Raw genomic sequence first — 24,074 nt, 5'->3', positions numbered from 1 at the left:
AAAATACCATAAAAATCATGCTTTTCCATATTGCTTGTAGTCGGAAAGGGGGTCAGAAGCCTTATCGGCGGCCTGCAACCGAGTGCACTTCGACAACGGTCGCCGGTGATGGAAAATATATTTCGTCTAATGTTTGTTCAGAAAATCGAATCGCACATCTGATACTATGTAATGCTGTGTTCGGATAATCAGGCCGTACCTGAAAGCCCTTTCATTACTGATTTTTATTGATCGAAAGTCAGTACCTTCCAGTGGGGTTCCGCAGCCATCATACCTATTTCCATTGCCCTGAGGGTTTACGACAGCATACGCTTGAAATCGGAGAATGTGCACTCAATATTCCGCCTTATTCTGTACCCTACCGATGGATAGATAAGATTATATACGAGTGCATTATATATACCAGGAATGCTGGGATGGAAAGAGATGCTTTCTTAACTTGCATTATCAGGGGGGAGAAAAGTATGACCATTATTGGTTTAGATAAAAAAAGAAGCGTGGTTGCCGTGCTTTTGGCAGCGGCGCTGCTTATGACAGTGATCGCCGCCGTACAAGTTACGGAGAGTTCCGCGGCCGGGGCATCCGGCGGAGGGACTGTTGTCTTAAGCAAGAGCAACTTCGGCGGGGCGGACAGCGATACGTTCAAAGGTGTCGCAGCTACCTCGGACGGAGGATTCGTTGCGGTAGGGTATGCTCAGGAGTATTCCTTCGGCACCGGCGACTTGGGAGGCATTGCTGGGTACGGCGGGGTAGATGCTCTCGCCGTAAAGTACGACAGCAACGGTATGGTTAAATGGGTGAGGACATTCGGCGGGGAGGGCAATGATATTTTCTACAGTGTCACAGCTACCTCAGACGGGGGAGTCATCGCGGTAGGGTATTCTTATGTGGATTCTTTCGGCACCGGCAGTTTGGAAGACGTTGAGGGGTACGGTTCATATGATGCGATCGCCGTAAAGTACGACAGCAACGGTATGGTTAAATGGATAAGGAACTTCGGCGGGGAGGGCGATGATGTATTCTACGGTGTCGCAGCTACCTCGGACGGAGGATTCGTTGCGATAGGGTATTCTTATGTGGATTCTTTCGGCATCGGCAGCTGGGATGGCGTTGCGGGGTATGGTTATAGTGATGCGATCGCCGTAAAGTACGACAGCAACGGTACGGTGAAATGGGCAAAGAACTTCGGCGGGGAGGGCGATGATGACTTCAGTTGTGTCGCAGCTACCTCGGACGGAGGATTCATTGCGGCAGGGTATTCAAGCGAGGATAGCTTCGGCACCGGCAGCGTGGGATGGCGTTGCGGGGTATGGTAATGGTGATGCGATAGTCGTTAGGTTTGACGGCAGCGGTACGGTGAAATGGGCAAAGAACTTCGGCGGGGCGGACTATGATAGATTCCGCAGTGTAGCAGCTACCTCGGACGGAGGATTCATTGCGGCAGGGCTTTCCTATGAGGGTTCCTTCGGCACCGGCAGCTGGGACGGCGTTCCTGGATACGGTTCATATGATTCGATCGCCGTAAAATATGACAAAAATGGTGCTTTGGAATGGGCAAAGAACTTCGGCGGGGTGGGCGACGAAGGCTTCAATAGTATCGCTGCTACCTCGGACGGAGGATTCATTGTGGTAGGGTATTCAAGCGAGGATAGCTTCGGCACCGGCGACTGGGTAGACGTTACAGGGTACGGCGATTATGATGCGACCATCATAAAGTGTGACGGCAGCGGCACGGTGGAATGGCTGACGAACTTCGGCGGGGGGAGCTATGAGTACTTCTATGCTGTCACGGTAATCTCGGACGGAGGATTAGTCGCGGCAGGGTATTCGTATGAGGATTCCTTCGGCACCGGCAACTGGGAAGGCGTTGAGGGGCACGGTTATTTTGATGGGATGGTCGTAAAGTACAAAGGTCTCGATCCCATCGCTCCCGGCGTAAAGAACAATTACATAAACGCAAGCTCCGACAGCAACTCGACGATAACGCCGAGCGGAGTTGTAACCGTGCAGAGGTTCAATGACCAAACGTTCCACTTCTCCGCAGCCGACGGATATGTAGTATCGTCGGTAACGGTGGACGGCAGACTCTTGACGCAGGAGCAGATCGATTCTGGAAGCTATACCTTCACGAATGTGATGATGAACCACATCATCGACGTTAAGAGTTCGGTCGCTGCATCGGTCACTCTGACGATAGACATAACGGAAGGGAAAGGATATGCGAAATACAGCACGGACGGTCTGTCCTTCCTGGATTACACCTCGCCGGTCATCCTCGCCTACGGCACGGAACTGTTCGTGGTGCCGGTGCCCGAAGACGGTTACACCTTCAGCACGTGGAAGGTCAGCACAGAGGCTCATCCCGATGAGGTCACGGCCGAGCCGAACCTCCATTTCGACAGCGTCACAGGCAACACGCACCTAACCCTCTACTTCGAGATCGGTTCCGGCGGCACAGCCGCCAGCGACAGCGGCATCGGGTGGTATGTACTCGGTATCGTCGTCCTGCTCATAATCGCAGGCATCCTGCTATGGTTCTTTCTGTTCTACAGAAGATACTATGACGTTCTCAAGAACGAATCATTGAACATCGCAGGTGCTGACAGGGTGCACAGGAAGAGCGAGTACCGCTTCAAGGTCGAAGGATACTCCGGAACGATCGTCTACCGCATCGGCGACAAAGAGGATGTTGTCTGGAAGACGATACTCCCCAACGCCGACGGCAGCTTCGTAATACCCAAAGAAGAGATCACCGGCGACGTGACGATAGAACCGCGCTGAGCTATTCGAACAAACCTAAAAAAACCTTTTACAATTTTTCCTTTTCTCCTTTCCTTTACTAAAAAGTGCGACTTTTTCATAGAACCTGGAAGCAACGCATTATTTTCATAGATGCACACTGTGTACGATTAAGGACCAATCGCATAAAATATTTCGACTTTCGGATTATGGGAAGTATTATATCACATAAATATATTTGAATGGTTGTTCAACTGTTCAAGTAATGTGAATATCATGACAGCACACAAAGAACATCTCGGAGAGGAACATGACGCGCTTGTAAAGAGAGGACAGAGTCATGTTCCGGATGAAAAGACCGCAAAAGAGCTTTCCGAGCTTTTTAAGGTCGTTTCCGACCCGACGAGGATTAAGATCCTGTGGGCAATCGGCGGCGGAGAGGTCTGCGTTTGCTGTATATCAGAACTTCTCGGTATGTCCGTGTCCGCCGTCTCACATCAGCTTAAGACACTCAGGCAGGCGCATTTGGTCAAGGCGAGAAGAGAAGGCAGGAACATCTATTATTCACTGGATGACCACCATGTGAAGATCCTGCTGGACGTATTACTGGAGCATATGGAGGAATGATAATGAAATTCACTTACCGTCTTGAGAACCTCGGCTGCGCCGCATGTGCAGCAAAAATGGAAAGAGCGATCAGTAAAATAGACGGCGTATCGTCCGCAAGCATCGTTTTCATGACAACGAGGATGACGATCGAAGCGGACGAAACGAAAATAAAGTCGATCGAAGCGGAAGCTGAAAAAATGATCAGAAAGATCGAACCGGATGTAAGGATGAGAAAGGTGTGACCTTGTTCGGAGCGACCACGATTGTAAGGGTGATCGTCTCGGGGATATTGCTTGTGATCGGGATATTCTCCGGTTTTGAGTATAATGTGAATCTGATCGTATTCCTTGCATCTTACGTCATAGCCGGATACCCCGTGTTCATCCGATTTTTGAAAGCGATATGGAATCGGCAGCCTTTCGATGAGAATTTCCTTATGACCGTGGCATCGATCGGTGCTTTTGCCGTAGGACAAGCCCCGGAAGGCATTGCTATACTCCTTTTCTATCAGGTCGGAGAATTGTTCGAGGACTATGCCGTCGACCGTTCGAGAAGATCGATATCGTCTCTGACAGACCTGCTTCCGGAAAGCGTGAATCTCCTTAAAGACGGAGAGATCGTCGGATCTGAGCCCGAAAAGGTGATGATCGATGACCTTATTGTTATCAGGCCAGGCGAAAGAGTGCCTTTGGACGGCATAATCACAGAAGGTTCGTCAATGATCGATACCTCCTCGATAACCGGAGAATCCGTTCCCAGAAAAGCAACGGTCGGAGATACAGTGTTGAGCGGATGTATTTCGGTCAACGGCGTACTGACAGTGCGGGTAACGTCCCTGTACGCCGACTCGACCGCATCCAGAATAATCGACATGATCGAGAACGCATACGAAGCAAAATCCAAGTCCGAGAATTTTGTGACAAAATTCGCAAGATATTACACTCCGCTCGTCGTCCTCGGCGCTCTTTTGCTTGCTTTTCTTCCCCCGATCATCCTAAGCGAAGCGTTCGACATCTGGATATACAGGGCGCTCACATTCCTGGTGATCTCCTGCCCGTGCGCGTTGGTCATCTCGATACCGCTTGCGTTCTTCGGAGGCATCGGAGGGGCGTCGCGTCTGGGCATATTGATCAAAGGCGGCAATTACCTGGATGCTCTTTCCAAAGTTGACACCGTGGTCTTCGACAAGACCGGAACGCTCACGGAAGGAACTTTTGATGTTGAAAGTATCATTCCCGACGATATTTCGGAAGAGGAGCTGCTTAGGATCGCTGCCCATGCCGAGTTCCACTCGAACCACCCTGTGGCCGTCAGTATAAAAAACACATACAGCGGAGAAATAGACGGTTCGATCGTCGGTTCGGTGGAAGAGATCGGAGGGAAGGGAGTAAAGGCATCGGTGGGCGGGCGCAATGTTCTCCTCGGGAACGAGTCTTTAATGTCTGCCGAAAACATCGTTTTTGAAAGACCGGATATTTTCGGAACGGTGATATACGTCGGAGTGGACGGCGTTTACAGAGGATGCATCGTGATAACCGACCGCATCAGGCATGATTCCTTACAGGCCGTTTCGATGCTGAAGGATGCCGGCATAAAGAATATCGCAATGCTCACGGGAGATATCGAGATAGTCGGAGAACATGTCGGCGAATCGATAGGGATAGATGATGTATACGCGGATCTTCTTCCCGGCGATAAGATATCGATAGTCGAAAGGCTGCTCTCGGAAGGCAGATCGGTCGCATTTGTCGGCGACGGTATTAACGATTCGCCTTCGCTTGCGCGATCGGATGTGGGTATAGCCATGGGGGCTATGGGATCAGATGCGGCGATTGAAGCGGCGGATATCGTCATCATGGACGATATGCCATCTAAGGTCCCGATCGCGATCAAGATATCAAAAAAGACCAGATCCATTGCTTTCCAGAATATTGTTTTCGCATTAAGCGTCAAGGTATTGTTCCTGGCGTTGGGCGCATTGGGTCATATAACTCTGGTCGAAGCTGTGTTTGCCGATGTGGGTGTCGCGGTCATTGCGATATTGAACTCGATCCGCATGTTAAGGATATCGAAATATAGGTCTCAACTGAAGGATCTTGAATTACAAAAAAAATAACGAGAGTAATGTATAAATTCCCCCCCCCCTATAGGATTATGGCAGAAGAATCTCCAAAAAAATCATATCGGTGGGTATTAACAGTCATCGTGATTGCGGCAACATGCATTGCTATGTTCGGCAAAGCGACTGCTCATCACACCGTGAGTACTTTCGACCCTCATGCAATAGATCCTTCTCAACTCGATAAGCTCAAAGAACTATACGATCTAGAATATAACGCAGAGCATCCCGCCCTCATTCAGATAGAAATAACTTCCACACGTTCAATGACCGTCAGCGCTGATGTATATATCGATGGGAAATTTTACATGACCTACAACAATATTACACCTGGCTCCACATTCCATAACGTTAATGATTACAAATACACCTCATCAACAACAGGTAAGAGTATGAGCGTAAGCGTTACTCTAAAGGGGAGCAGTCAGGTACAGGATAGTAAAACAATAACCACTTACGCTGATGGCAAATATACTGTGCGTCTGTATGTCTGATCCTTTTTGTGCCCTGCGGTGATTTGAGCCCATAGTGTGGGGCATAATCTTTTTCTTTTTACATACACAACAATCAAGTAATCAGCCAATAATTAAGGGTCATGGCAGATAAAAAAAGCGAAGGACAGAAACTGGCAGAAAGACTTCTGATGAAACCGAAGAACCTTGGGGAGACCGATGGGTCTCTGCTTGACAAAGCCATTGAGTTCTGTGAAGATTATAAAAAATTCCTGTGCCAAAAAACGGAAAGGGAAGTTGTGGATTACACAATACCGATCCTGAAAAAGAAAGGCTACAAAGAATTCCAGATGGGAAAGAAATACACTCCCGGCAACAAATTCTACATGAACAACAGGGACAAATCCCTCATAATGGTGACAGTCGGAAAGAGACCTATATCCGAGGGCCTCAGGATCGGTGTGAGCCATATAGACAGCCCCAGGCTGGATTTCAAACCGAACCCATTGTTCGAAGACACCGACATGGCTTATTTCAAGACACACTACTACGGCGGTATCAAGAAATACCAATGGGCCGCCATTCCGTTGTCCTTGCATGGAGTCGTAACGCTTACGAACGGCAAGACAGTGAAGATCAAGATCGGAGAGGATGAGGGCGACCCATCGTTCTGCGTCACCGATCTGCTACCGCACCTTGCCCAGAATCAGATGAAGAAGCCGGCCCCCGAAATAATCGAAGGGGAGCAGCTAAACATACTCGTCGGGTGCTGGCCTTTCGGAGATGAGAAGGTCGTAGGCAAAGTGAAACTGAACATAATGAATCTGCTCAATGAGAAATACGGGATCGTGGAGAAAGATTTCCTTTCCGCAGAGTTGTGTGCGGTACCCGCGTTCAAACCGCAGGATGTGGGACTCGACAGATCAATGGTCGGAGCATACGGACAGGATGACAGTTCATGCGCGTTCGCCAACTTCATGGCCGAGATCGATTGCAAAGAGCCGGAGTTCACAACGATTACTGTCTTCGCAGACAAGGAAGAGACCGGATCCGACGGGCCGTCGGGAATGCGGTCCTTCTTCTTCAGGGATTTCATAGAGGATTTTGTTTCTGCATACGGACTGCAGGTCCGCCATGTGCTTAAAAAGTCATTCTGCCTCTCATGCGATGTCAATGCGGCCATAGACCCGGCGTTCGGAGATGTGTTTGAGAAGACGAACTGCTCGTTCCTCAACCGCGGGCCGGTGGTATCGAAATACACCGGAAGCAGAGGAAAATACTCCACGAACGACGCTTCCGCAGAGACGATGGGATTCCTGAGGAAGATATTGGATGAGAATGGGATCCCGTGGCAGGTGGGAGAGTTGGGGAAGGTGGATATCGGAGGCGGAGGGACCATCGCCGCAGACATATCAGTCCACAATCTGGATACAGTAGATATCGGCGTGCCCGTGCTGTCGATGCACTCTCCGTTCGAGATCGCATCCAAGACCGATGTGTATCTTTTGTACAAAGCCATACTTGCTTTCTACAACAGCAAACTTGAGAAGAAGTGAGCTTCGGCTCACTTCTTTATACCCAGATAGATGTTCACGGCACCCAATGATTTAACGAAATACTGTGCGTCTTCGAACCCGGCCTTTTTGAACTTATCTGTCATCTCTTTCCCGTGAGGGAACCCTTCTATCGACGATGTCAGCCACTCATATGCCGGCTCTTTCCCGTTGATCTTCTTACCGCCGCCGTACTTCTTTCCGAGCCAGTACACTCTGTGATTCATGTATAAGTTGTAGAAGAATCTTATAAATCTGTTATTCGGCTTCGAAAGCTCCGCGACCACTGCCCTTCCTCCGGGCTTCAGTACTCTGAACATCTCGTTAATCGCTTTTTGAATGTCGGTGACGTTCCTGAGCATGTATCCGGAGGTCACAACATCGAAATAACCGTCTTGGAATCTCAACGACAGGGCGTCACCCACCTCGAATATGATCGGTCTCGGGATATCCTGTTCCTTCATTTTCATATCGGCATGTTCTAACATTCTGGGAGTTATATCGACACCGTAAACTTTGCCGTCCTTTCCGACGTTCTTTGCAAGAAGGAAAGCGATCTCGCCCGTACCTGTGCCTATGTCCAGGCATATCTTTGAATCGATGTCCCCGGCCTTTTTCATCATGAATCTATGCCATCTTTTGATCATACCCATCGACATAAGTTCATTCATCTCGTCATAATATGACGCTATCTCGGTGAAGACCTCCTTGACATACTCTTCTTTACCCTCGAATTGGGTGCCGTTAGGTCTTAGTTCTTCTTCCATCAGAATGCTCCGGGGATGATGTACTGCCCTATTAAGTATCCTGCCACAAGAAGGAGTCCGAAATGCCAGTTCATCCTGAAAGATAAAGGCACAAGAAGCCTGCTCTTTTTCTTGTCGTTTGGTGCCCCTTTCGCATTTCCGTACAATAGATACATGTTGATAAGCGTGATGAATGCAAGGGCGCATGCCCAGGGGATCGTTTGGAATACGATAAGCACAAGCAATACGGGGAAAGCTATTGCGTTGAGTACCAAGTACAGCCTCAGACTTCCTTCGTACGACAAGAAGCTGGAGAGCGTTCTGACCCCCGCCTGTTTGTCCTCATAATAATCTCTTGTTTCGTTGCCGCTGAGAACGGCCGTCAGAACAAATGCATTGGGCAGGGACATCAGAAGAACAACGTAAGACATCTCCCCCGAAAGGACATAGTATGTTCCTAATGGCATCAGTATCCCCATCATGAAGAACACGCTGATCAGGCCCATCGCATGATATTTGTATGAGATGCCGACGGTATACAGGCCTGCGCCAGCGATGCCGAGTATCCCGAAGAACAGTATCCCCCATCCTATGTACCAGATGAAGACAACTCCGCACAGCGCCGTTATACCCAGACATGCCAGGCCAGCCATGAATATCGCCTTCGGTCTCAGCGTTCCGGTTACGAGTTCGGGAGACCTTGAACGGTCTTCGAGAGTGTCGACGGTATCCGTGCCCCTTACATAATCCCCATATGTGTTCAGGAGGTTGGCCGCAGACTGCAGCAGGATACCGCATATCAGTACCATGACGAATATCCACCAATTCGTTTGGTCCAGATAACCATCGTAATAAGCTACTGCGCCTCCGATGAGGACGGGTATCACCGCACCGTGCAGAGACCATGGTCTGAATGCGTTGTACCACCCAGGCCTCACACTCTTGACATCAGCCATTATTTACATGACTCTCTTCAATATTATCTATTTTGCGCATATGCTTTGAAATATAACCTATGCTTTCAATAATTATGCGTCCGGCGATAAAACTCCTGACGAGCAGCGCCTTCATGATGGCGGCTGCTCTGCTCGTAGCTCTTGTCACGAACTTCTCTGGTTTTTACCATGATTTCTTACTGCCAAATGGGTTTAACACCAACGTCACCAGCAACCTGACGATATTCCTGCTTGCGGTCATGATGACGATCTCCCTGTCAAGGATACCCAGTAAGAATCTGAGCCCTGCGAAGAACCCGATGGCCATCGTAAGAGCGTTGGTGCTCGGATTGGTATTGGCATCGATCTTCCCCCTCTTGGGATATTTATTACTTAAGGATACAGAAATGTTCCGCGATTATGCGCCCGGGCTTGTCTTCATTGCGGCGACACCCTTTGCCGCATCCGTCGCGCCCCTTTCGTTCATTCTGAGGGGGGACATGGAACACGCCTGCCGTGCGACGATATATACATATGTTGTTTCTCTTGTCTGGATACCTTTCATCGTCTTCATCCTGCTGGGAAGCCAAGTCGACATGAAGGACCTCATCATCACTGTGATCGAGTGCGTCGGTATCCCGCTTTTGGTATCTAGATTCATAACAAAGGCAAAGATGAACAAGACAGTGATGGCGGTCGTTCTGAATTGCATAATCGGATTCCTTGTCTGGATGTCGGTCAGCTCGACAAAGTTCCCGGCGGGAGAGAATGCTCTGATGATCGTGGCGGTGTTCCTGCTGGTTGGCGCTCTCAGAACTTACGGAATGGGCAATGCAGTAGAGGTAATCGAAAAACGCATGGGTATCGGATGGTCCCAGAGGGTCACGGATATCCTGATAATGTCCTACAAGAACAAAGGGATCGCCATCGCACTCTGCATCGCTGTCATGGCTCCGATAGGTGGTCCGGTTGCCGTTTCGACGGCTATGGTAGCCGTTGCGGTATCCGTCATAATGGAGACGCTCTGGGTGGTGTTCATGGATTCGGTCCTGTTCACAAAGAAGAGGATGAGGCGCGAGCTTGAGAGTGAAGGTTCAGAAATCGGTGATCTTTGAGTTCTTGTTCGAAGCGAGCTCGACGATCTTGTCCGTTCTGTGAAGGGTTCCGAAGAGGATCTTGCTTTCGGGGTCGTACTGTTTCTGACTCCTGATCCCTCCCGGAGTTCGGTTCGCATAACAATAGATGCAGTCATGGTCGCACGTATCGTATTCTCCGATGTCGATGTTCCTCACACACTTGCATCTGTCCCGTATGGGGGTCTGCATCTCTTCGTAAGGAACACCCAGCGCTTTCATCTGCTCCTTGTCGATGCACCCTCTCGACGATATCCCGTATTTTGTGAGATCGTATTCGGAGCAACAAATACTCAGTTCTATCCCGCTGTCACGTGCTGTGTCCGACAGCACTCTGCCGATATCATCCGCCTCTTCCGGCGATATGTTCCGTAATCTGCCGTTCGAGTAGTATCCCTTCAGCTTGTCATGCTCCTCGACGAAGCTGAATATGCAACGTTCAGTATATCCCGACAGTTCTCTGCACAGAACCTCGAACTTCCTCTGATGATATCTTACATCGAATTTATCGTTCAGGATGACCGGGTCATATCTCCAGATCATTCTCTCTTTCCCGATCGTCCTCGATATCGTCCTAAAAGCTTCTGCGATGTCCGCTTTGTCCGGGACCCCGGGTTCGATGTCCTTTCCGTATGGCGTGATGGTTATCTGGAATCCGATGTTCATCTTCATTTCCTTTAACTCTTCAATGAACGGGATCAACGGGCGAGGGTCCTTTGTCATAAGAAGCAGGAGGTCGACGCTTCTCGGGGACAGATCGACCTTATAAACAACATTCTTCGCCACCGGGTTCCTGACCAACGCATATCCTTCGCGGATGCGGTTCATCAGCCATTCGGAATGGAAAGCGGGAATATCCGTCCTCCTGCTGGCGCAGATGATCATAATTCAATGATGCAATAGAAGGAGATTAATATTCTCAAAAAAATAACTATTCATGAACGGAGGTATACAAACCTACATGACCCTCATCGGAATGGTCAGCATTTCCGACGACGGATCCGGCAGCATCGACGGTGTATACTTACCGAACAGCAACCTTCCTTTCAGGGAACAGAGAGAATGTCCCGCATTGGTCGAGGCGGCGCGTCAGATAGATGAATATCTCACCGGGAAAAGAATGACCTTCAAACTTCCTCTGAAAACAGAAGGCACCGAATTTCAAAAAAAAGTATGGAATGAGATAAAGAACATCCCGTACGGCGAGACCGCATCCTACAGCGATATCGCAAAGAGGATCGGAAACCCAAACGCTTACCGCGCAGTCGGCAGCGCCTGCAACGCAAACCCGATACCGCTGATAATTCCATGCCACAGGGTCGTCGCTTCGAAGGATATCGGAGGGTACGGCGGCGGCCTCACCTTAAAGAAAAAGCTGATGGAGATCGAAGGAATAAGATTCTGATGAACGTGCGGAAAGAACTTTTTGACAACGCCGACCCGGAGTATAGGGAGTTCCACACGAAGATCGTCGCCGGGTCGAGAGAGATCATCGGCGTCAGAATGCCCGTTCTGAGAAAGATGTCAAAAAGGATCTGCAACGGCGACTGGCGGCAATTCCTTGATCGACCGGCAGAATACCACGAAGAGTGTATGCTTAAGGCGCTCGTGACAGCGAATGTGAAAGTGAGCTTCGAAGAAAGGCTGGAACTTACAAAGAAGTTCATGCCTGAGATAGATAATTGGGCGCTATGCGACATATTCTGCGGCGAATGGGTTGTTAAAGAAGCAGACAAAGAAAGGTTGTGGGATTATTGTATGGAACTTATCAAAACAGATGATGAGTTCATGATGAGAGTGTCGGCCGTGATGATGTTGGACCATTTCCTGGATGACGATCATATCGATATGGTTCTCGAACTCCTAACAACAAAATACAATCCTGGATACTATTACAAAATGGGTGCGGCGTGGACGCTGTCATACTGCTACATCAAATACCCGGACAGAACAGAACCCATGCTGTTCGGAGGTCCGTTGGACAGCGATATAAGGAATATGGCGATCCGGAAGATAACCGATTCTTTCAGGGTAAGCAAAGAAGACAAAGCAAGGCTCAAAGCAAAGAAGAAGTCCCTCGATTAAGACTCTTTCTCTATCAGTTTGAATATCGCATCGGCGTTGGCGCTTCCGAGACGGGCACCCTTTCTTTCGAATGCGATCCATCCTCTTTTTTCGCATTCCTCTTTGAAAGCTGGACACGTCACAGCTATCACTTTGCCATACTGGAATGTGTTATCTTTAAGCATCATCTCGAACATTGCGTTCGGAACGCAAACGATGATCCTGTCGAAATACATGGTCATCTGTCTCAGTTGGCCGAGATAGTCCTTTTCCTCTTGGACACGGATATAATCTTCCTTTTTGTCCATGACGTGGTCATACTTTGAGATCACGTAGTTCCCCGGGACGAAACCGAACCTTGTGGAGATCACTCCGAAAGAGACGTCGCAAAGCTTTCTGTCGCCTTTTGTTGCGGTATCCAGCCTTGCGACGAAGTTCTTTATCTCCGTGACACGCCCGCCGAACATCTCGAATGCGCTGGCCAGTCCCTTATGAAGGAACACCGTAGAATCGTTCGTTACTACCACAACCGACCTGAGGTTCGCCACTTTCATTTCATCTCTTCCCCGAGAACCTGTATGCAATGCTGCAGTTCCCTTCCTCTGATACCATGCACGGTCCCTTCGGACTCGAAGGCTTGCATGCGGTGCCGAACATCGGACATTCTTCTGACTTTATAAGCCCTCTCAGAACCTCGCCGCATTTGCATCCTTTGGCTTCGGCCTCCACTTCGGGCGTGAGAGCGAGGATATCCTTGTGCACGATGTTGGCGTCGTGCTCGGCATATTTCGGTTTAAGTGCCAATGCGCTCTTGGGGATCGTTGGGAACCCTCTCCATTCTCTGTCCACGGGAACAAAGGTCTCTTCCATCAGCTTCTTTGCGATAGGGTTGCCGTTCGGCTTTACCAACCTGGTGTATTCGTTCTCCACCTCTGCGCGGCCCTCCTCTCTCTGTTTTGTTAACATGTAGGCTGCCATCAGCATGTCTAGAGGTTCGAATCCGGCGACCACCTGGGGCATTCCGTACTTCTCCGAATATACCTTGAAGGGTTCTGTACCGGTGATAACTGCGACATGGCCTGGCATGATCATGCCGTTCATCCTTATCTCGCCCATGTCGAATATCGCATCCAGTATCGGAGGGCATATCCTGTGGCAGCTGTAGATGCTGAAATTCTCAGGCAGATTGCCTTTTTTCAGCGGAACGCATGTTGAGGGTGCCGTGGTCTCGAATCCCACCGAGATGAAGACCAGCGGTTTCGTCTGTTCGGATGCCATTTTAACGGCGTCCTCGATCGAATAGACGATCCTCACATCTGCACCGTCGGCTTTTGCGTCGAAAAGGGACCCCACGGTTGTGGGGACGCGCATCATATCTCCGAATGCCGTTACGGTCACTCCGTTCCTTGCAAGCGTGATGGCCTCTGCGACCTCTTTGCTTGTTGTGACACATACGGGGCATCCGGGACCCTGACATATCTCGACGCCTGCGTCCGCTAAAAGTTCTTCGAGACCGAAACGTACGATCGTATCCTGATGTGTGCCGCAGACATGCATGAATTTGCTTTCGACACCCGTATCTTTTATTGCGGCCAGTATCTTCTTTGCTGTGTCCCCGTCCCTGTATTTGAACATCAATCCGCCTCCTCGATATCAATTGAACTGACGCGGCACGATTTTCCGGCTGTTATTATCACAGCGCTGCCGCATTTGGGGCAGGATAGGATCGGAACGGAAAAATGGGATTCTTCTCCGATATCCATGTTGTTCACAGGCCCCTCGTATCCGCATTGGCTGCATCTGACCTCTATTTCTTCTTCTTTGATAGTAAGTTTCGAACCGTCGAGGATCGAATCCTTTGACATTATCTCAAATGCGAATTCGAGCTGCTCCGAGCCTAGATTGGTAAGTTTACCCACTATGAGATAGACCTCTTTGACGGATACCACGTCATATCTTTCCAGTTCCTTTTTGATGGCTTCGATCAGGTCGGCCATAACAGAAACTTCATGCATTGGACTCGGTATGGCAATTCAACTATAAACTCAATATGTTCTCTTTTTCTTATTGAAAAATGGGGTTGTGCCGGCCTAAGCCGGCTGAAGTTTGAAAAATTGTTTAGATCCGTCCCAGACGCCTTACTTGAAGAGTATCTCCAATTTTTCTCTCCTGCTCTCCATCACGACCGTCATTGGCAGACCTGCGGCTATGCTTCCATCCTTGGCCGCCGTTGAGATCGTGACCGTGGATTTCTTCTTCGCGGGTATCTTGCACTTGCCACCTGAACCTGTGTTCTTGATGCCGTTCTCGATCTTGCCGTCCTTCTCTACTCTGAAGGTTATTGCCGCTCCCGATACAGCTTCGCCGTTCTTCAGGGCCTTGACGAAGAGTCCGGACCTTACCCAGAGCAGGAACAGCAGGAACAATACCAGCAGGATAATTAGGATCAGCAGACCTATTATCAGCCACGGGACACTGTTGCCGCTGACGGCGCTGGTGTCGCTTGTTGCGAAGTATAGGTCAAGGTGCACGGACACTCTGACATCATTGATGGTGAACAAAGAATTCGTGTTGACACTCGGGGTCTCCCACTTGACGAAGCGGTAACCGTCGGCTGCGATCGCCCTTACGGAAACGTTGTCTCCGGCCTGTAATGTAACAGGTCCGGAGTATCTGGTGAAGCCCCCGCCGTTGATGCTGTATTCTTCATATCCGTTCCCTTGTGCGATGCTGATCGTCAGGATTATGTCGCTTGCTCTTGGGCCGACAATGCTCTTCACAGCTATGGTATGGTTGGACATCACATTTGTGAAAGTGTAGGATCCGCTGTTTATTTCCGCTTGTGAGAGCTGATACGTGCTGTCTATCCACACTTCCGCTATTGTGTAACCGTCCTTCGCTGAGAAGGTGAACGTCTTGCTGTCGCCCTCCTGCACTGTGACTCTTCCGCTCGGAGATATTACGGAACCCGAGTCGGCGGATGCGGTAATTGTGTATAGCTTAGGCTGCGGCGGGACAGGCACGGAAACATACTTCCATGTTGCGAAAACAGTGGTATTCTTTACCATATGAACAGTTGTAATAATCCCTGTGATCGTATCAGTTGGAGCGTAGATTTTCGTGTCGGCCGATCCCTTCCATCCTGCAAAGACTATTGCCCTGCCATCAGCCGCATTGGCATGGGTGGGCAATGTGGTTGAGTTCAATGGATAGTCTGTATAAATAAGGATATCAGGGACAGGTGCCGGCACCGATGATGCGTTGCCGCCGTTAGCGTTGTAGGTAAGTGTGTATGTGGTCTCCAGAATATCCGGTATTCCGTCGCCGTTGCGGTCGTATCCCCATACGGCGTAGAGGGTCACGTCGGCGTTGGTTATGGTGACGTCCGTTTCGAGGGTCGGAACGGTGTCGCCGTGTTCGAGTATGACCCCTGACGTTGTGTTGTCAAGGGTCCATCCGATGAACAGGACGTTCACTCCCGATACCTGAACATGTGTCGGGTTCGGTGTGGACAGCGGGTATGTGGCCGCTATCCTGTCGGATATCGTTCCGGGTCCGCCGGTTCCGCCGTTGTCGTCGTAGATCGTGTCGTATCCGGTCTCGTTCACATCGGGCGTTCCGTCGTTGTTGCGGTCGTATCCCCATACTGCGTAGAGGGTCACGTCGGCGTTGGTTATTGTGACGTCCGTTTCGAGGGTCGGGACAGTGCCGCCGTGTTCGAGTATGACCCCTGACGTTGTGTTGTCAAGGGTCCATCCGATGAACAGGACGTTCACTCCTGAGACCTGAGCATGTGTCGGGTTCGGTGTGGACAGCGGGTATGTGGCCGCTATCCTGTCGGATATCGTTCCGGGTCCGCCGGTTCCGCCGTTGTCGTCGTAGATCGTATCGAACATCGGTTCAAACTCTACCGTGACATCTGTGTCAGCGGTGATCTGATAGGAGAATGTTTCCGATGTTACACCTGGAACTTCTATTCCGTCCACGTACCAGGCCTTTACGCACCACCCTGCATCGGGCGTTGCATCAAAGTCGACGGTCTTACCGTCAATGACCTTGGCCGGTGATGTGATCTGAGTTGAACCGACCGCTGCGGTGATCGTGCCTCCTGTGTTGTTCTTTACATCGAACGTCACATTCCAGCCCCACATCGCGGTCAATGTCATGTCGCCTAAAACTGCATCGTTACTGAAGTCCCACGGAACATCGGAACCGCTGGCGTACCATCCGACAAGTGTCATACTGCCGTATTCATACGCGGGTGTGCCGTCTTCCTTTAGCGAAGGATCGCTTACATAGCTTGACGGTCTGACCAGGATGGACCAAGGCAAATCTCCTCCGTTGAGCGGACCGCCGTTGTTCGGATCGAACGTCACAACGGCCGCCTTTATCATCACGAAGGTCAATAGTATCGGAGCATTGACATCATTGTCCATGACCCATGTCCACTTCCAGTCCGCCGGCCAATCTCCGCCGTTGTAGGTAGGCGTGGTCTCATCTACTAAGTATCCCGTATAATCCAAGGAACCTATTTTTACCCAAAGCCAATAGTCGCCGAGTCCAGGAACATATCCTTCCGGAGCCTCCACCACTATTTCGGCAAATTTATCCCCGTGCAGATCTTGCGTTATCACTTCTTTTTCTGTCCTGTCAACGGTACGTTCTTCGTTAATTGGGAGTGTTGGATTATATTCGTCTTCCTCAAGATCGACATATACGGTGAAAGATATCTTTACGCCCTCCATTTCATTCCCGTCCTGATCCACAACCGTGATTATCATAGGGTGGGCTTCATTCGCATATCTCATTGAGAAATTCGGCTCGATATTCTTATCAAGGAAGAAATGAAGCGGCGACGGTTGGAATGGCACCCAAGGTGATGAGGGAGATGTAGAGTACATATTTTCATCGCCTGCCGCATTCAACACAAATCCCGCCTTAGTGAGTCCTTTTATTACGATCTCGTCTCCTGAGTGGGCTTGTATATCAAAATACCCATCTGGGTCGGTCATTATGGGCGGTTGGTCGACGCCGTTAACGGAGTATTCTATTTTGACCAGATTCATCAGGTAGCCGTTCAGCATGTCCTGCCAAGTTTGAGAAAGCCTCCAGTCGTAGAATTCCACATGGCCAGATATCGTAAATGTCACGCTTGAATCGAAATACATCGTGAAATCCAAGATATCCCCGTCATTGATGATCGGGTTCGCCGGCAATTGACTGTTATCGGATAGTTGATAACCTTCCCTCACCACATCATTGATCTCGACGCTGTCTCCTATCGGGAAACGTACCACATAACTCCCATCTGAAAGGCTGGGTGCAGAGTACAAGAGAGGACTTTTTACGCCGTTATGTATTAAATAATAGGACACTACGACATCCGAGATGGGTTCGCCATTGAGAGGGTGTGATGGGTTGGTGGGGTCGAAAAAGGTGATCGTACCCGTGAACTTCCAACTGTCCACGACCTCCCAGGGTATGTCAAAGGGGGCCGTGTCGAATGCCGTGCCGTCCCAATAGTAGTTCCACACATCTTTTAGCGAGATAGTGGCTGTATAGCTACCTATCATGCTATAGACATTGCCTGTGATGTCCATTGCGTTGCCGTCGAAATCATTCAGAGGGAGTGTCACGGGTGTTGAATTGTCTATCCACGGGACCCTGGTTATGATCGCAGTCGGTTTGATCAACGGTTTTGAATCAATTATCAGTGTTACTGTCACCGGTCCATCCGGGTTGAGCGAATTATAAAGCGGATCTCCGGGAAGTGCAAAATAGTATCTGTCTGTGTTGTAATTCAGATCGACATTCACGGAATAGGTACCCGCATCGGTCGGCGCGACATCGGTCGGACCATATGCCGTTCCGTCTCTGAGTGTGCCCGTATATGTGAACTTCAGATAGTAAGCGGAGTTAGTCGGTATAATTCCGGTCGTCAATCCTTCGACTGTGGCTGTAGTTTCGATTATTGTCTGAGGAGAGCCGGAATAAGTTACAGTCTGGGGGCCGGCATGTATCCTGGCCGCCTCCTTGAATGCATATTGGATGATGGTGATATGCCCAGCACCACTGTTCGTAGAGACTGTTGGCGTACCATAGGATAAACTGTTGCTGATATAACTTGAACCGCCTCCGCCGCCGGCGCCGGTAGAGTACCCTTGATTACCGCTTCCGCCTGCACCTCCGCCTCCCGTGAAACCGGTGCCTCCGCCTCCTCCTCCGGATCCTTCATAGTTTCCGCCGCCCGCACCGCCGTTGTTGCCGCCGGGGGTCAGCGAGCTGCCGCCGTTGATGCCGATCGTTCCCTTATTTCCCGCAACGCCCCCGGCTCCGCCGGCAGTGGTGCCGCCTTTACCGTTGCTGTCGGTGACGGAACCTTTGCTGTCTATGCTTAAGTACCCATCGCCGCCGTAATAGACAGTACCGTTGGCGTAAGATGCTGATGTGCTGCTCATGGTTCCGCCGATACCGCCGGCACCACCATGTTGTTGGTCATCGGTAGCCTCTGCTCCTCCTCCGCCCCCTCCGCCGGCCACAAGTATTGTGGTCCCGTCATAGGTCAGAACGGTCGCACCGCCGCCGGCACCGCCGCTTTTGAGATTCCCTATTCCGCCGGCACCCGAGCTGCCTACGTTGCCTGTCAGATAGCTGACCTGTATAGCCTGTTCCCCCGGTCTGGTCAGATCCAACCATGCGGCAACAACACCTCCATTGCCGCCGTCGGCATTACTGTTCACTCCGCCGCCCGCGCTGCCCTGAGCGCCGCTGACCTCGATCAGATATATATATACCCTTCTTCAAGCGTAACGCTTCCGTTATTCGTCTCAGAATTCAATATAGTGCGCACTTCTGTAAAGCCTGATGTGTGCGATAACGTCCAGTCTCCGGGGGCGGCAGAAGATGTATCTGCGCCCTTATCAAACAATGTTGCCCCCGCCAGTGCGGCGACAACTAACAAAAGAGTTACAAAAAGAGCATTTTTCGTAGCTCTTGAGCCAGAGTAACTTCTCCTGTATAGTCTTTCGTTGGTCTCATTTATATTTGCACGATTATTCTTTGATGACATTAAACTCACCTGTATTTTTTGACACAGATGCTTAATGCCCCCTCTCGTGGACACCTGCGAAACCCTATTTATAAAACCTACTCTGGTATAAAGTATATAATTGTTCCCTACAAAATATATCCTTATTAAGCTGGTATAAGTTTTAGATAGAATCCTGAGCAAAAAGCAACGAAACATCTCTGTTCGACTGGCAGCCGTTAAAAAAATAATAGTGCATAGACAACTCATATACTTTTTTTCAAAGTACAAAAAAAAACGGTTTTTCAGACAATGTACAGGTTCATATATATAATATTTTGCCTTTTCTGAACTGTGTTTCATAATTCATTCACATACCTGCCGCCTTCATCATATTAAAGCACTCGATGCTCCTGGAGATCTCCGCCACCATGTTCTCGAACGTCTTCGAAGAAACGGATTCTCCGAACATCCTCTTGAGGTCGGAGAAGACCGATTCCACTTTCCATCTCATGTTATAGCCGTACCTCTTACGCCACTCGTCCTCGCCTATTGCGTTCCTCTCCCGTACATGCGCGCTTCTCACGGTGCATCCTCTGGATGTCGTCGAAGCATTCTTCCTGATGTGGGCTATGAACTCTATCTTCCTCTCCCTCATCCCATTCCAGTTCTTCCTCGTGTCATACGCCCCGTCCGCAAGCACCTTCGCTATCCCGTGGCCTGCGGCCAAGGCCGCATCCACAAGTGCCAGCAGGTGCTTGGCATCGCTTGATCGTTCGTCCGTCGCCACGAATGCGAGGATCTCGTTCGTCTCCACATCAGAGAGAATGTGAAGTTTAAGCCATCCTTTGTGCACCTTCCACTTCTCCCTCATCCATCCTCCCCTGACGGTGACCTTTATCCCTGTACTGTCGACCGCAACGTTCCTCTTGCGCGCGGTCGCCTTGATACCGGCTGCCGCTTCCAGAGAGGTACAGCGCCTCCAAAGCGTCGGATAGCTCGGCACCTCTATCCCGATCAGATCGAACACGGGCTTGAAAAGACCCTCCAGCATCCTGAAGGGGATGCCCGTGACCGTCCTGACCCTGGAAACATAAGATATCAGAGCATCCCCGTACAAACGCGGCCGTCCTCGTTTCTTTTCATTCGAACCTATCTCATCCAGATGCTTAGGGACCCATGAAAGGTCCCAAAATATCCTTCCCCGTTCGACAAGTCTTTGGTTATACTCATCCCAATGTCTATTATACTGTCTGTCCCATCCCATCTCTGCCATCGTCTGGCTCCTGCTTTCTCACAAGCACCGGACGATGGTCCTCTGAAAATTAATCACCATCGGTCAGCGGGCCAACGAATTATGAAACACAGTTCCTTTTCTGATGATCATTTCTGAATGATCGCACATAGAGCGAACGGAGCATTTCCCACAACGAGGATGGTTTGGAAGACAGACAGTCTGTCCGTGCCTGACAAAATATTTGTTTATGTCTATCCACCTCTCTTTCGGAGTTATCCTCATTAGCTCCATTTCAGTACCTGCTGGGTCTTTGGTATTGACCAGTCCGATCAGATTGGATATCCTATGGACATGCGTATCTACGCACACTGCGGGGATCCCCATCGCATATGCTTGCACACAGGCGGCCGTCTTCCTACCCACCATCGGCAATGTCAACAACGTCCTTGTGTCCTCCGGGACCTTACTGTCATGGTGATCTTTCAATATCTTGCAGCACTCCACGATTGCCTTTGCCTTCTGCTGAGGGAACCCGGCGGGACGGATCAGAGCCGCAACTGTATCTGTATCCGCTTCGGCCAATTCCTCGATGGAATCATATTCTCTGAATAGGTTGTCGGATGCCTTCCTGGTGTTGTTATCTTTGGTCCTTTGGGAAAGGATCGTTGAGATCAGCACATGGAACGGATCAGCCTTCCACTCGGGATTCAGTCCTTCCGACGACCTTCCCGGGTATGCTCCTCTTCCATAATCCTTTGAGAGTATATCCAAGATCCGGGATACATCTTTTTCAGCCATGTTATTACCTCCCCTGTCGTGTGAAACGACCCTGTTACCAATATATTTCTGCCGCTATTCTTTGACATCGCCGTATCCATAGCGTCGGACACGTTCTCGCAGGCAATGACCTCCGGAAGTTTATTGCCGAATGCTCTTAGAAGGGTTTCCAGTCCTGCGGTCCTCTCGGTATCGAGCATGGTGATGAACGTCCTGTCCGAGATCATGGAAATATTCTCTGCCATTGTGTCTGGGTCTTTATCTTTGAGCATCCCTATAACAACATCTACCTTACCGTATATTTTTGATATATCTTCTGCGAGAGCTTTCGAACCCGCCGCAGTGTGGGTGACGTCCAATATTATCGGCAACTCGGGGATCTTCTCCAGCCTGCACGGCCACCTCACATCCCTGAGCCCTTTCTTTACGTTGCATCTCAGGCAGTGACCGTATATCTTCAATTTGGCCACGGCCTCGATCGCCATTGACGCATTGTCCGCCTGACGGCTTCCGGGAATGGAGATCCTGTATCTTTCCTCTTTGTAACTGAAATCGACTCCTTTCTCATCCATTTTTTTGATGATGATGTCTGTCGGGTCGATGCGGGTGATCGGTGCGCCTCTTTCATCTGCCGCTTTCCTAAGAACATTGAACGCAGGGCCGCCGTTCAATGTGACGCAAGGTACGCCTGGTTTTATTATCCCGGCTTTCTCAAAAGCTATCTTTTCAATCGTATCGCCGAGATATTCAGTGTGTTCCATACTGATGTTGCCGATAACGCTTACTTCCGGGATTATCACATTGGTGGAGTCCAACCTCCCGCCCATCCCGACCTCCAGAACGGCATATTCCACGCCTTTGTTCTTGAAGTGAAGGAACGCCATTACCGTTATCAATTCGAAGAATGTGGGCGTCTTCCCCGCGGATTCCATCTCTTTGACGCAACCCCTCATTCTTTCCAGTATCTCTTCCGCCTCCGCATCCGTTATCATCTCCCCGTTGACGGTGATGCGCTCGTTGAAATCCTCTATATGGGGCGATGTGTACAGCCCCGTTCTTATGCCCGATGATATCAGGATCGATGCTATACTTGAGGAAATGGAGCCTTTTCCGTCGCTTCCGCCGACATGCACATATTTCATTCCAAGTTGCGGGTCGCCGAGTTTTTTTAACAGGGCATTCGTATTATCCAGATCTAATTTTATTCCTTGCGCTGTGAATGAGAACAGCCACGAAAGCGCATCTTCGTCCATCACAATACCTCTCTCCTTATGAACTCTATCAACTCGGCAAAGGTCTGACCGTTCATCCTGCAGATCCTTTTTATCAGGACCATCACGCCGGAGCCGTATTGGGCGGCTTTTTTCTCCTTTGAGGATATCCCGGCATATCCGAAGGTCTTGGCGGCCTCTCTCAGAACCCTCTTTCTGGAAGCTGGATCTTCTGAAGAGATCAATTCATTGATGTCCAGTTCCCCGGCCGCCCTTATCACATTTTTGTCGAGGAATGGATGATGGATCCTTTTCCCGAAATGCTCTGCGATCTTCTTTTCGTAAGGAACAGTTAACTCAAGCACTTTCTTCAGATCTTCTGCCATCATTCTTTTCAGATCTTCTTCTCCGAGACCGACGTATTTCGAATACCCAGCAAAAAGCTCGTCGGCACCTTGACCCGTGAGGATATCCTTCTCCTCTGCGTACCGGCAGACAAAATACAGGGGGATCTCGAAGGACACCGTGACCGGATCTTTCATTCCCGTTATGGAGAGGATCTCCCTTATGCCTTCGAGGACATCGTCCTCGTTTATCTCCAGGTATCCTCCGCTCATCCCCAGCTCTTCTGCCGATATCTCTGCTTCTTTGACATCGTGGGAATCTCTTGTTCCAACTGTATAGAGTGTGGCCTCTCTCGCATGTTTTTTCACTAATGCGGCAATGATGCCTGAATCGAGCCCGCCTGAGAATGCGACCGCGATGTCCTTTCCGGTAACCGCATCGCACACGGCGTCTTCTAATGCTTTCCTCAGGTCCTCCGAGCCGCCTGTCATCGACTGTGTATTGACTGCTCGGAGATAAAGACAACGATGTCCGTTCCGTTTCTGAGCAAAAAGCGACCCCGCGTGCCATATTTTATATTAACATGGATTATGATTATCTTATATGGATGGTGTTACGCGCATCGGTGTTTCTCTTGAGCCTGAACTTCTGAAGGAATTTGATAAAGTCATTTCAAAGAAAGGATATGTCAGCAGATCTGAGGCGATACGGGACCTGGTGCGCGATTCCCTTGCCGAGAGCGAATGGAAGAACGACAAGGACTACATGTGCGGCGTTATCGTAATGATCTACGACCACCACACAACGGGGATCGGAGAGAAGCTCACAGAAGTACAGCACGGAAAGATGCAGAACATAAACACCTCTGTGCATGTGCACCTCGACCATGACAGATGTATGGAGATCCTGATCGTCGAAGGTGAGCTAGGTCAGCTTAAGACGCTTACAAACGAGGTCTCTTCGATCAAAGGCGTTCTGAGATGCAAGCTCACCATGGCCTCTCAGTCCACGGGCCATATGCACCACATCGGAGTGAGACGTTAGCCGGAAAAACACATAATGCGGTCATTGTTTGATGCTTTTGATGTTGATTTTTCAAGTTCCCAATAATTAAATAATCCTTAGGT

23 protein-coding genes are annotated in these 24,074 nt (G+C 49.9%); 11 read left to right on the top strand and 12 right to left on the bottom strand.

Going from position 1 to position 24,074, the window contains the following annotated elements; all coding sequences use genetic code 11:
- The first annotated feature begins 464 nt into the window (after positions 1 to 464).
- The 7 genes from Mpt1_RS02080 to Mpt1_RS02050 all read left to right on the top strand — a co-directional run bounded on the left by Mpt1_RS02080 (position 465) and on the right by Mpt1_RS02050 (position 7,475).
- On the top strand, positions 465 to 1,316 hold the full coding sequence (locus Mpt1_RS02080; RefSeq protein ID WP_148305800.1) for a hypothetical protein: 852 nt from the start codon (positions 465 to 467) through the stop codon (positions 1,314 to 1,316).
- The gene (locus Mpt1_RS02075; RefSeq protein WP_148305799.1) at positions 1,246 to 2,781 is read left to right on the top strand and encodes a hypothetical protein; all 1,536 of its coding nucleotides are present in this window, start codon (positions 1,246 to 1,248) and stop codon (positions 2,779 to 2,781) included. Before Mpt1_RS02080 ends, Mpt1_RS02075 begins: the two co-directional genes overlap by 71 nt.
- Before the next feature lie 234 nt (positions 2,782 to 3,015).
- The gene (locus tag Mpt1_RS02070) at positions 3,016 to 3,366 is read left to right on the top strand and encodes an ArsR/SmtB family transcription factor (RefSeq protein ID WP_048113666.1); all 351 of its coding nucleotides are present in this window, start codon (positions 3,016 to 3,018) and stop codon (positions 3,364 to 3,366) included.
- A gap of 2 nt (positions 3,367 to 3,368) precedes the next feature.
- Positions 3,369 to 3,590 carry a cation transporter gene (locus Mpt1_RS02065; protein ID WP_048113664.1) on the top strand — a complete coding sequence of 74 codons (222 nt, stop codon included), beginning with the start codon at positions 3,369 to 3,371 and terminating at the stop codon, positions 3,588 to 3,590.
- A complete protein-coding gene (locus Mpt1_RS02060; RefSeq protein WP_202965156.1) occupies positions 3,587 to 5,464 on the top strand; it encodes a heavy metal translocating P-type ATPase in 1,878 nt (625 codons plus the stop codon). Before Mpt1_RS02065 ends, Mpt1_RS02060 begins: the two co-directional genes overlap by 4 nt.
- A gap of 38 nt (positions 5,465 to 5,502) precedes the next feature.
- Positions 5,503 to 5,961: a hypothetical protein gene (locus Mpt1_RS02055; RefSeq protein ID WP_048111635.1), complete on the top strand. Its 459-nt coding sequence runs from the start codon at positions 5,503 to 5,505 to the stop codon at positions 5,959 to 5,961.
- A gap of 101 nt (positions 5,962 to 6,062) precedes the next feature.
- Positions 6,063 to 7,475 carry an aminopeptidase gene (locus Mpt1_RS02050; protein ID WP_048111634.1) on the top strand — a complete coding sequence of 471 codons (1,413 nt, stop codon included), beginning with the start codon at positions 6,063 to 6,065 and terminating at the stop codon, positions 7,473 to 7,475.
- Positions 7,476 to 7,483: 8 nt separating this feature from the next.
- Here the strand turns inward: Mpt1_RS02050 and Mpt1_RS02045 are convergent, their stop codons facing one another.
- Positions 7,484 to 8,239, bottom strand: coding sequence for a ubiquinone/menaquinone biosynthesis methyltransferase (locus tag Mpt1_RS02045; protein WP_048111633.1), 756 nt, complete (start codon positions 8,237 to 8,239; stop codon positions 7,484 to 7,486).
- The gene (menA, locus tag Mpt1_RS02040) at positions 8,239 to 9,174 is read right to left on the bottom strand and encodes a 1,4-dihydroxy-2-naphthoate octaprenyltransferase (protein WP_048111632.1); all 936 of its coding nucleotides are present in this window, start codon (positions 9,172 to 9,174) and stop codon (positions 8,239 to 8,241) included. The genes Mpt1_RS02045 and menA overlap by 1 nt, the downstream gene beginning before the upstream one ends.
- A 74-nt stretch (positions 9,175 to 9,248) precedes the next feature.
- Between menA and Mpt1_RS02035 the strand changes: the two genes are divergently transcribed.
- Positions 9,249 to 10,268, top strand: a complete 1,020-nt coding sequence (locus tag Mpt1_RS02035; protein WP_048113660.1) for a bile acid:sodium symporter family protein — start codon at positions 9,249 to 9,251, stop codon at positions 10,266 to 10,268.
- Here Mpt1_RS02035 and Mpt1_RS02030 read toward each other — a convergent pair.
- Positions 10,248 to 11,171: a DUF1848 domain-containing protein gene (locus tag Mpt1_RS02030; RefSeq protein WP_048111631.1), complete on the bottom strand. Its 924-nt coding sequence runs from the start codon at positions 11,169 to 11,171 to the stop codon at positions 10,248 to 10,250. The two genes, Mpt1_RS02035 and Mpt1_RS02030, sit on opposite strands and share 21 nt — an antisense overlap.
- Positions 11,172 to 11,223: 52 nt before the next feature.
- Between Mpt1_RS02030 and Mpt1_RS02025 the strand changes: the two genes are divergently transcribed.
- The gene (locus tag Mpt1_RS02025) at positions 11,224 to 11,691 is read left to right on the top strand and encodes a methylated-DNA--[protein]-cysteine S-methyltransferase (protein WP_048111630.1); all 468 of its coding nucleotides are present in this window, start codon (positions 11,224 to 11,226) and stop codon (positions 11,689 to 11,691) included.
- A complete protein-coding gene (locus tag Mpt1_RS02020) occupies positions 11,691 to 12,371 on the top strand; it encodes a DNA alkylation repair protein (protein WP_048111629.1) in 681 nt (226 codons plus the stop codon). The genes Mpt1_RS02025 and Mpt1_RS02020 overlap by 1 nt, the downstream gene beginning before the upstream one ends.
- Here the strand turns inward: Mpt1_RS02020 and Mpt1_RS02015 are convergent.
- The 9 genes from Mpt1_RS02015 to Mpt1_RS01975 form a co-directional block, all read right to left on the bottom strand.
- Positions 12,368 to 12,904: a hypothetical protein gene (locus Mpt1_RS02015; RefSeq protein ID WP_048111628.1), complete on the bottom strand. Its 537-nt coding sequence runs from the start codon at positions 12,902 to 12,904 to the stop codon at positions 12,368 to 12,370. The genes Mpt1_RS02020 and Mpt1_RS02015 overlap by 4 nt on opposite strands.
- Position 12,905: 1 nt before the next feature.
- Positions 12,906 to 13,985 (bottom strand): hydrogenase formation protein HypD, encoded by a 1,080-nt coding sequence (hypD, locus tag Mpt1_RS02010; protein WP_048111627.1) that lies wholly within the window; start codon positions 13,983 to 13,985, stop codon positions 12,906 to 12,908.
- Positions 13,985 to 14,365 (bottom strand): hydrogenase maturation nickel metallochaperone HypA, encoded by a 381-nt coding sequence (gene hypA / locus Mpt1_RS02005; RefSeq protein ID WP_048111626.1) that lies wholly within the window; start codon positions 14,363 to 14,365, stop codon positions 13,985 to 13,987. Before hypA ends, hypD begins: the two co-directional genes overlap by 1 nt.
- A gap of 123 nt (positions 14,366 to 14,488) precedes the next feature.
- Entirely contained in the window at positions 14,489 to 19,090 is a 4,602-nt protein-coding gene (locus Mpt1_RS07850; RefSeq protein ID WP_048111625.1) for an InlB B-repeat-containing protein, read from the bottom strand.
- A 38-nt stretch (positions 19,091 to 19,128) separates the two neighbouring features.
- Positions 19,129 to 19,419 (bottom strand): hypothetical protein, encoded by a 291-nt coding sequence (locus Mpt1_RS07550; RefSeq protein WP_148305798.1) that lies wholly within the window; start codon positions 19,417 to 19,419, stop codon positions 19,129 to 19,131.
- A 328-nt stretch (positions 19,420 to 19,747) separates the two neighbouring features.
- On the bottom strand, positions 19,748 to 20,653 hold the full coding sequence (locus Mpt1_RS01990; protein ID WP_048111623.1) for an IS5-like element ISMte1 family transposase: 906 nt from the start codon (positions 20,651 to 20,653) through the stop codon (positions 19,748 to 19,750).
- Between the two features lie 63 nt (positions 20,654 to 20,716).
- Positions 20,717 to 21,412 carry an endonuclease III domain-containing protein gene (locus Mpt1_RS01985; RefSeq protein WP_048111622.1) on the bottom strand — a complete coding sequence of 232 codons (696 nt, stop codon included), beginning with the start codon at positions 21,410 to 21,412 and terminating at the stop codon, positions 20,717 to 20,719.
- Positions 21,322 to 22,644 (bottom strand): bifunctional folylpolyglutamate synthase/dihydrofolate synthase, encoded by a 1,323-nt coding sequence (locus tag Mpt1_RS01980; RefSeq protein WP_052399235.1) that lies wholly within the window; start codon positions 22,642 to 22,644, stop codon positions 21,322 to 21,324. Before Mpt1_RS01980 ends, Mpt1_RS01985 begins: the two co-directional genes overlap by 91 nt.
- Positions 22,644 to 23,438: an asparagine synthase C-terminal domain-containing protein gene (locus Mpt1_RS01975; RefSeq protein ID WP_048111621.1), complete on the bottom strand. Its 795-nt coding sequence runs from the start codon at positions 23,436 to 23,438 to the stop codon at positions 22,644 to 22,646. The genes Mpt1_RS01980 and Mpt1_RS01975 overlap by 1 nt, the downstream gene beginning before the upstream one ends.
- A 112-nt stretch (positions 23,439 to 23,550) precedes the next feature.
- On the opposite strand from Mpt1_RS01975, the gene nikR reads away from it, so the two are divergent.
- Positions 23,551 to 23,991 (top strand): nickel-responsive transcriptional regulator NikR, encoded by a 441-nt coding sequence (gene nikR / locus Mpt1_RS01970; protein ID WP_048111620.1) that lies wholly within the window; start codon positions 23,551 to 23,553, stop codon positions 23,989 to 23,991.
- The last annotated feature ends 83 nt before the right edge of the window (positions 23,992 to 24,074 follow it).

It is taken from the genome of Candidatus Methanoplasma termitum, from assembly GCF_000800805.1.
In the GTDB taxonomy this organism is placed as follows: domain Archaea; phylum Thermoplasmatota; class Thermoplasmata; order Methanomassiliicoccales; family Methanomethylophilaceae; genus Methanoplasma; species Methanoplasma termitum.
The sequence above is the reverse complement of the archived record's forward strand: the minus strand, read 5'-3'. Positions and strand labels throughout refer to the sequence as shown.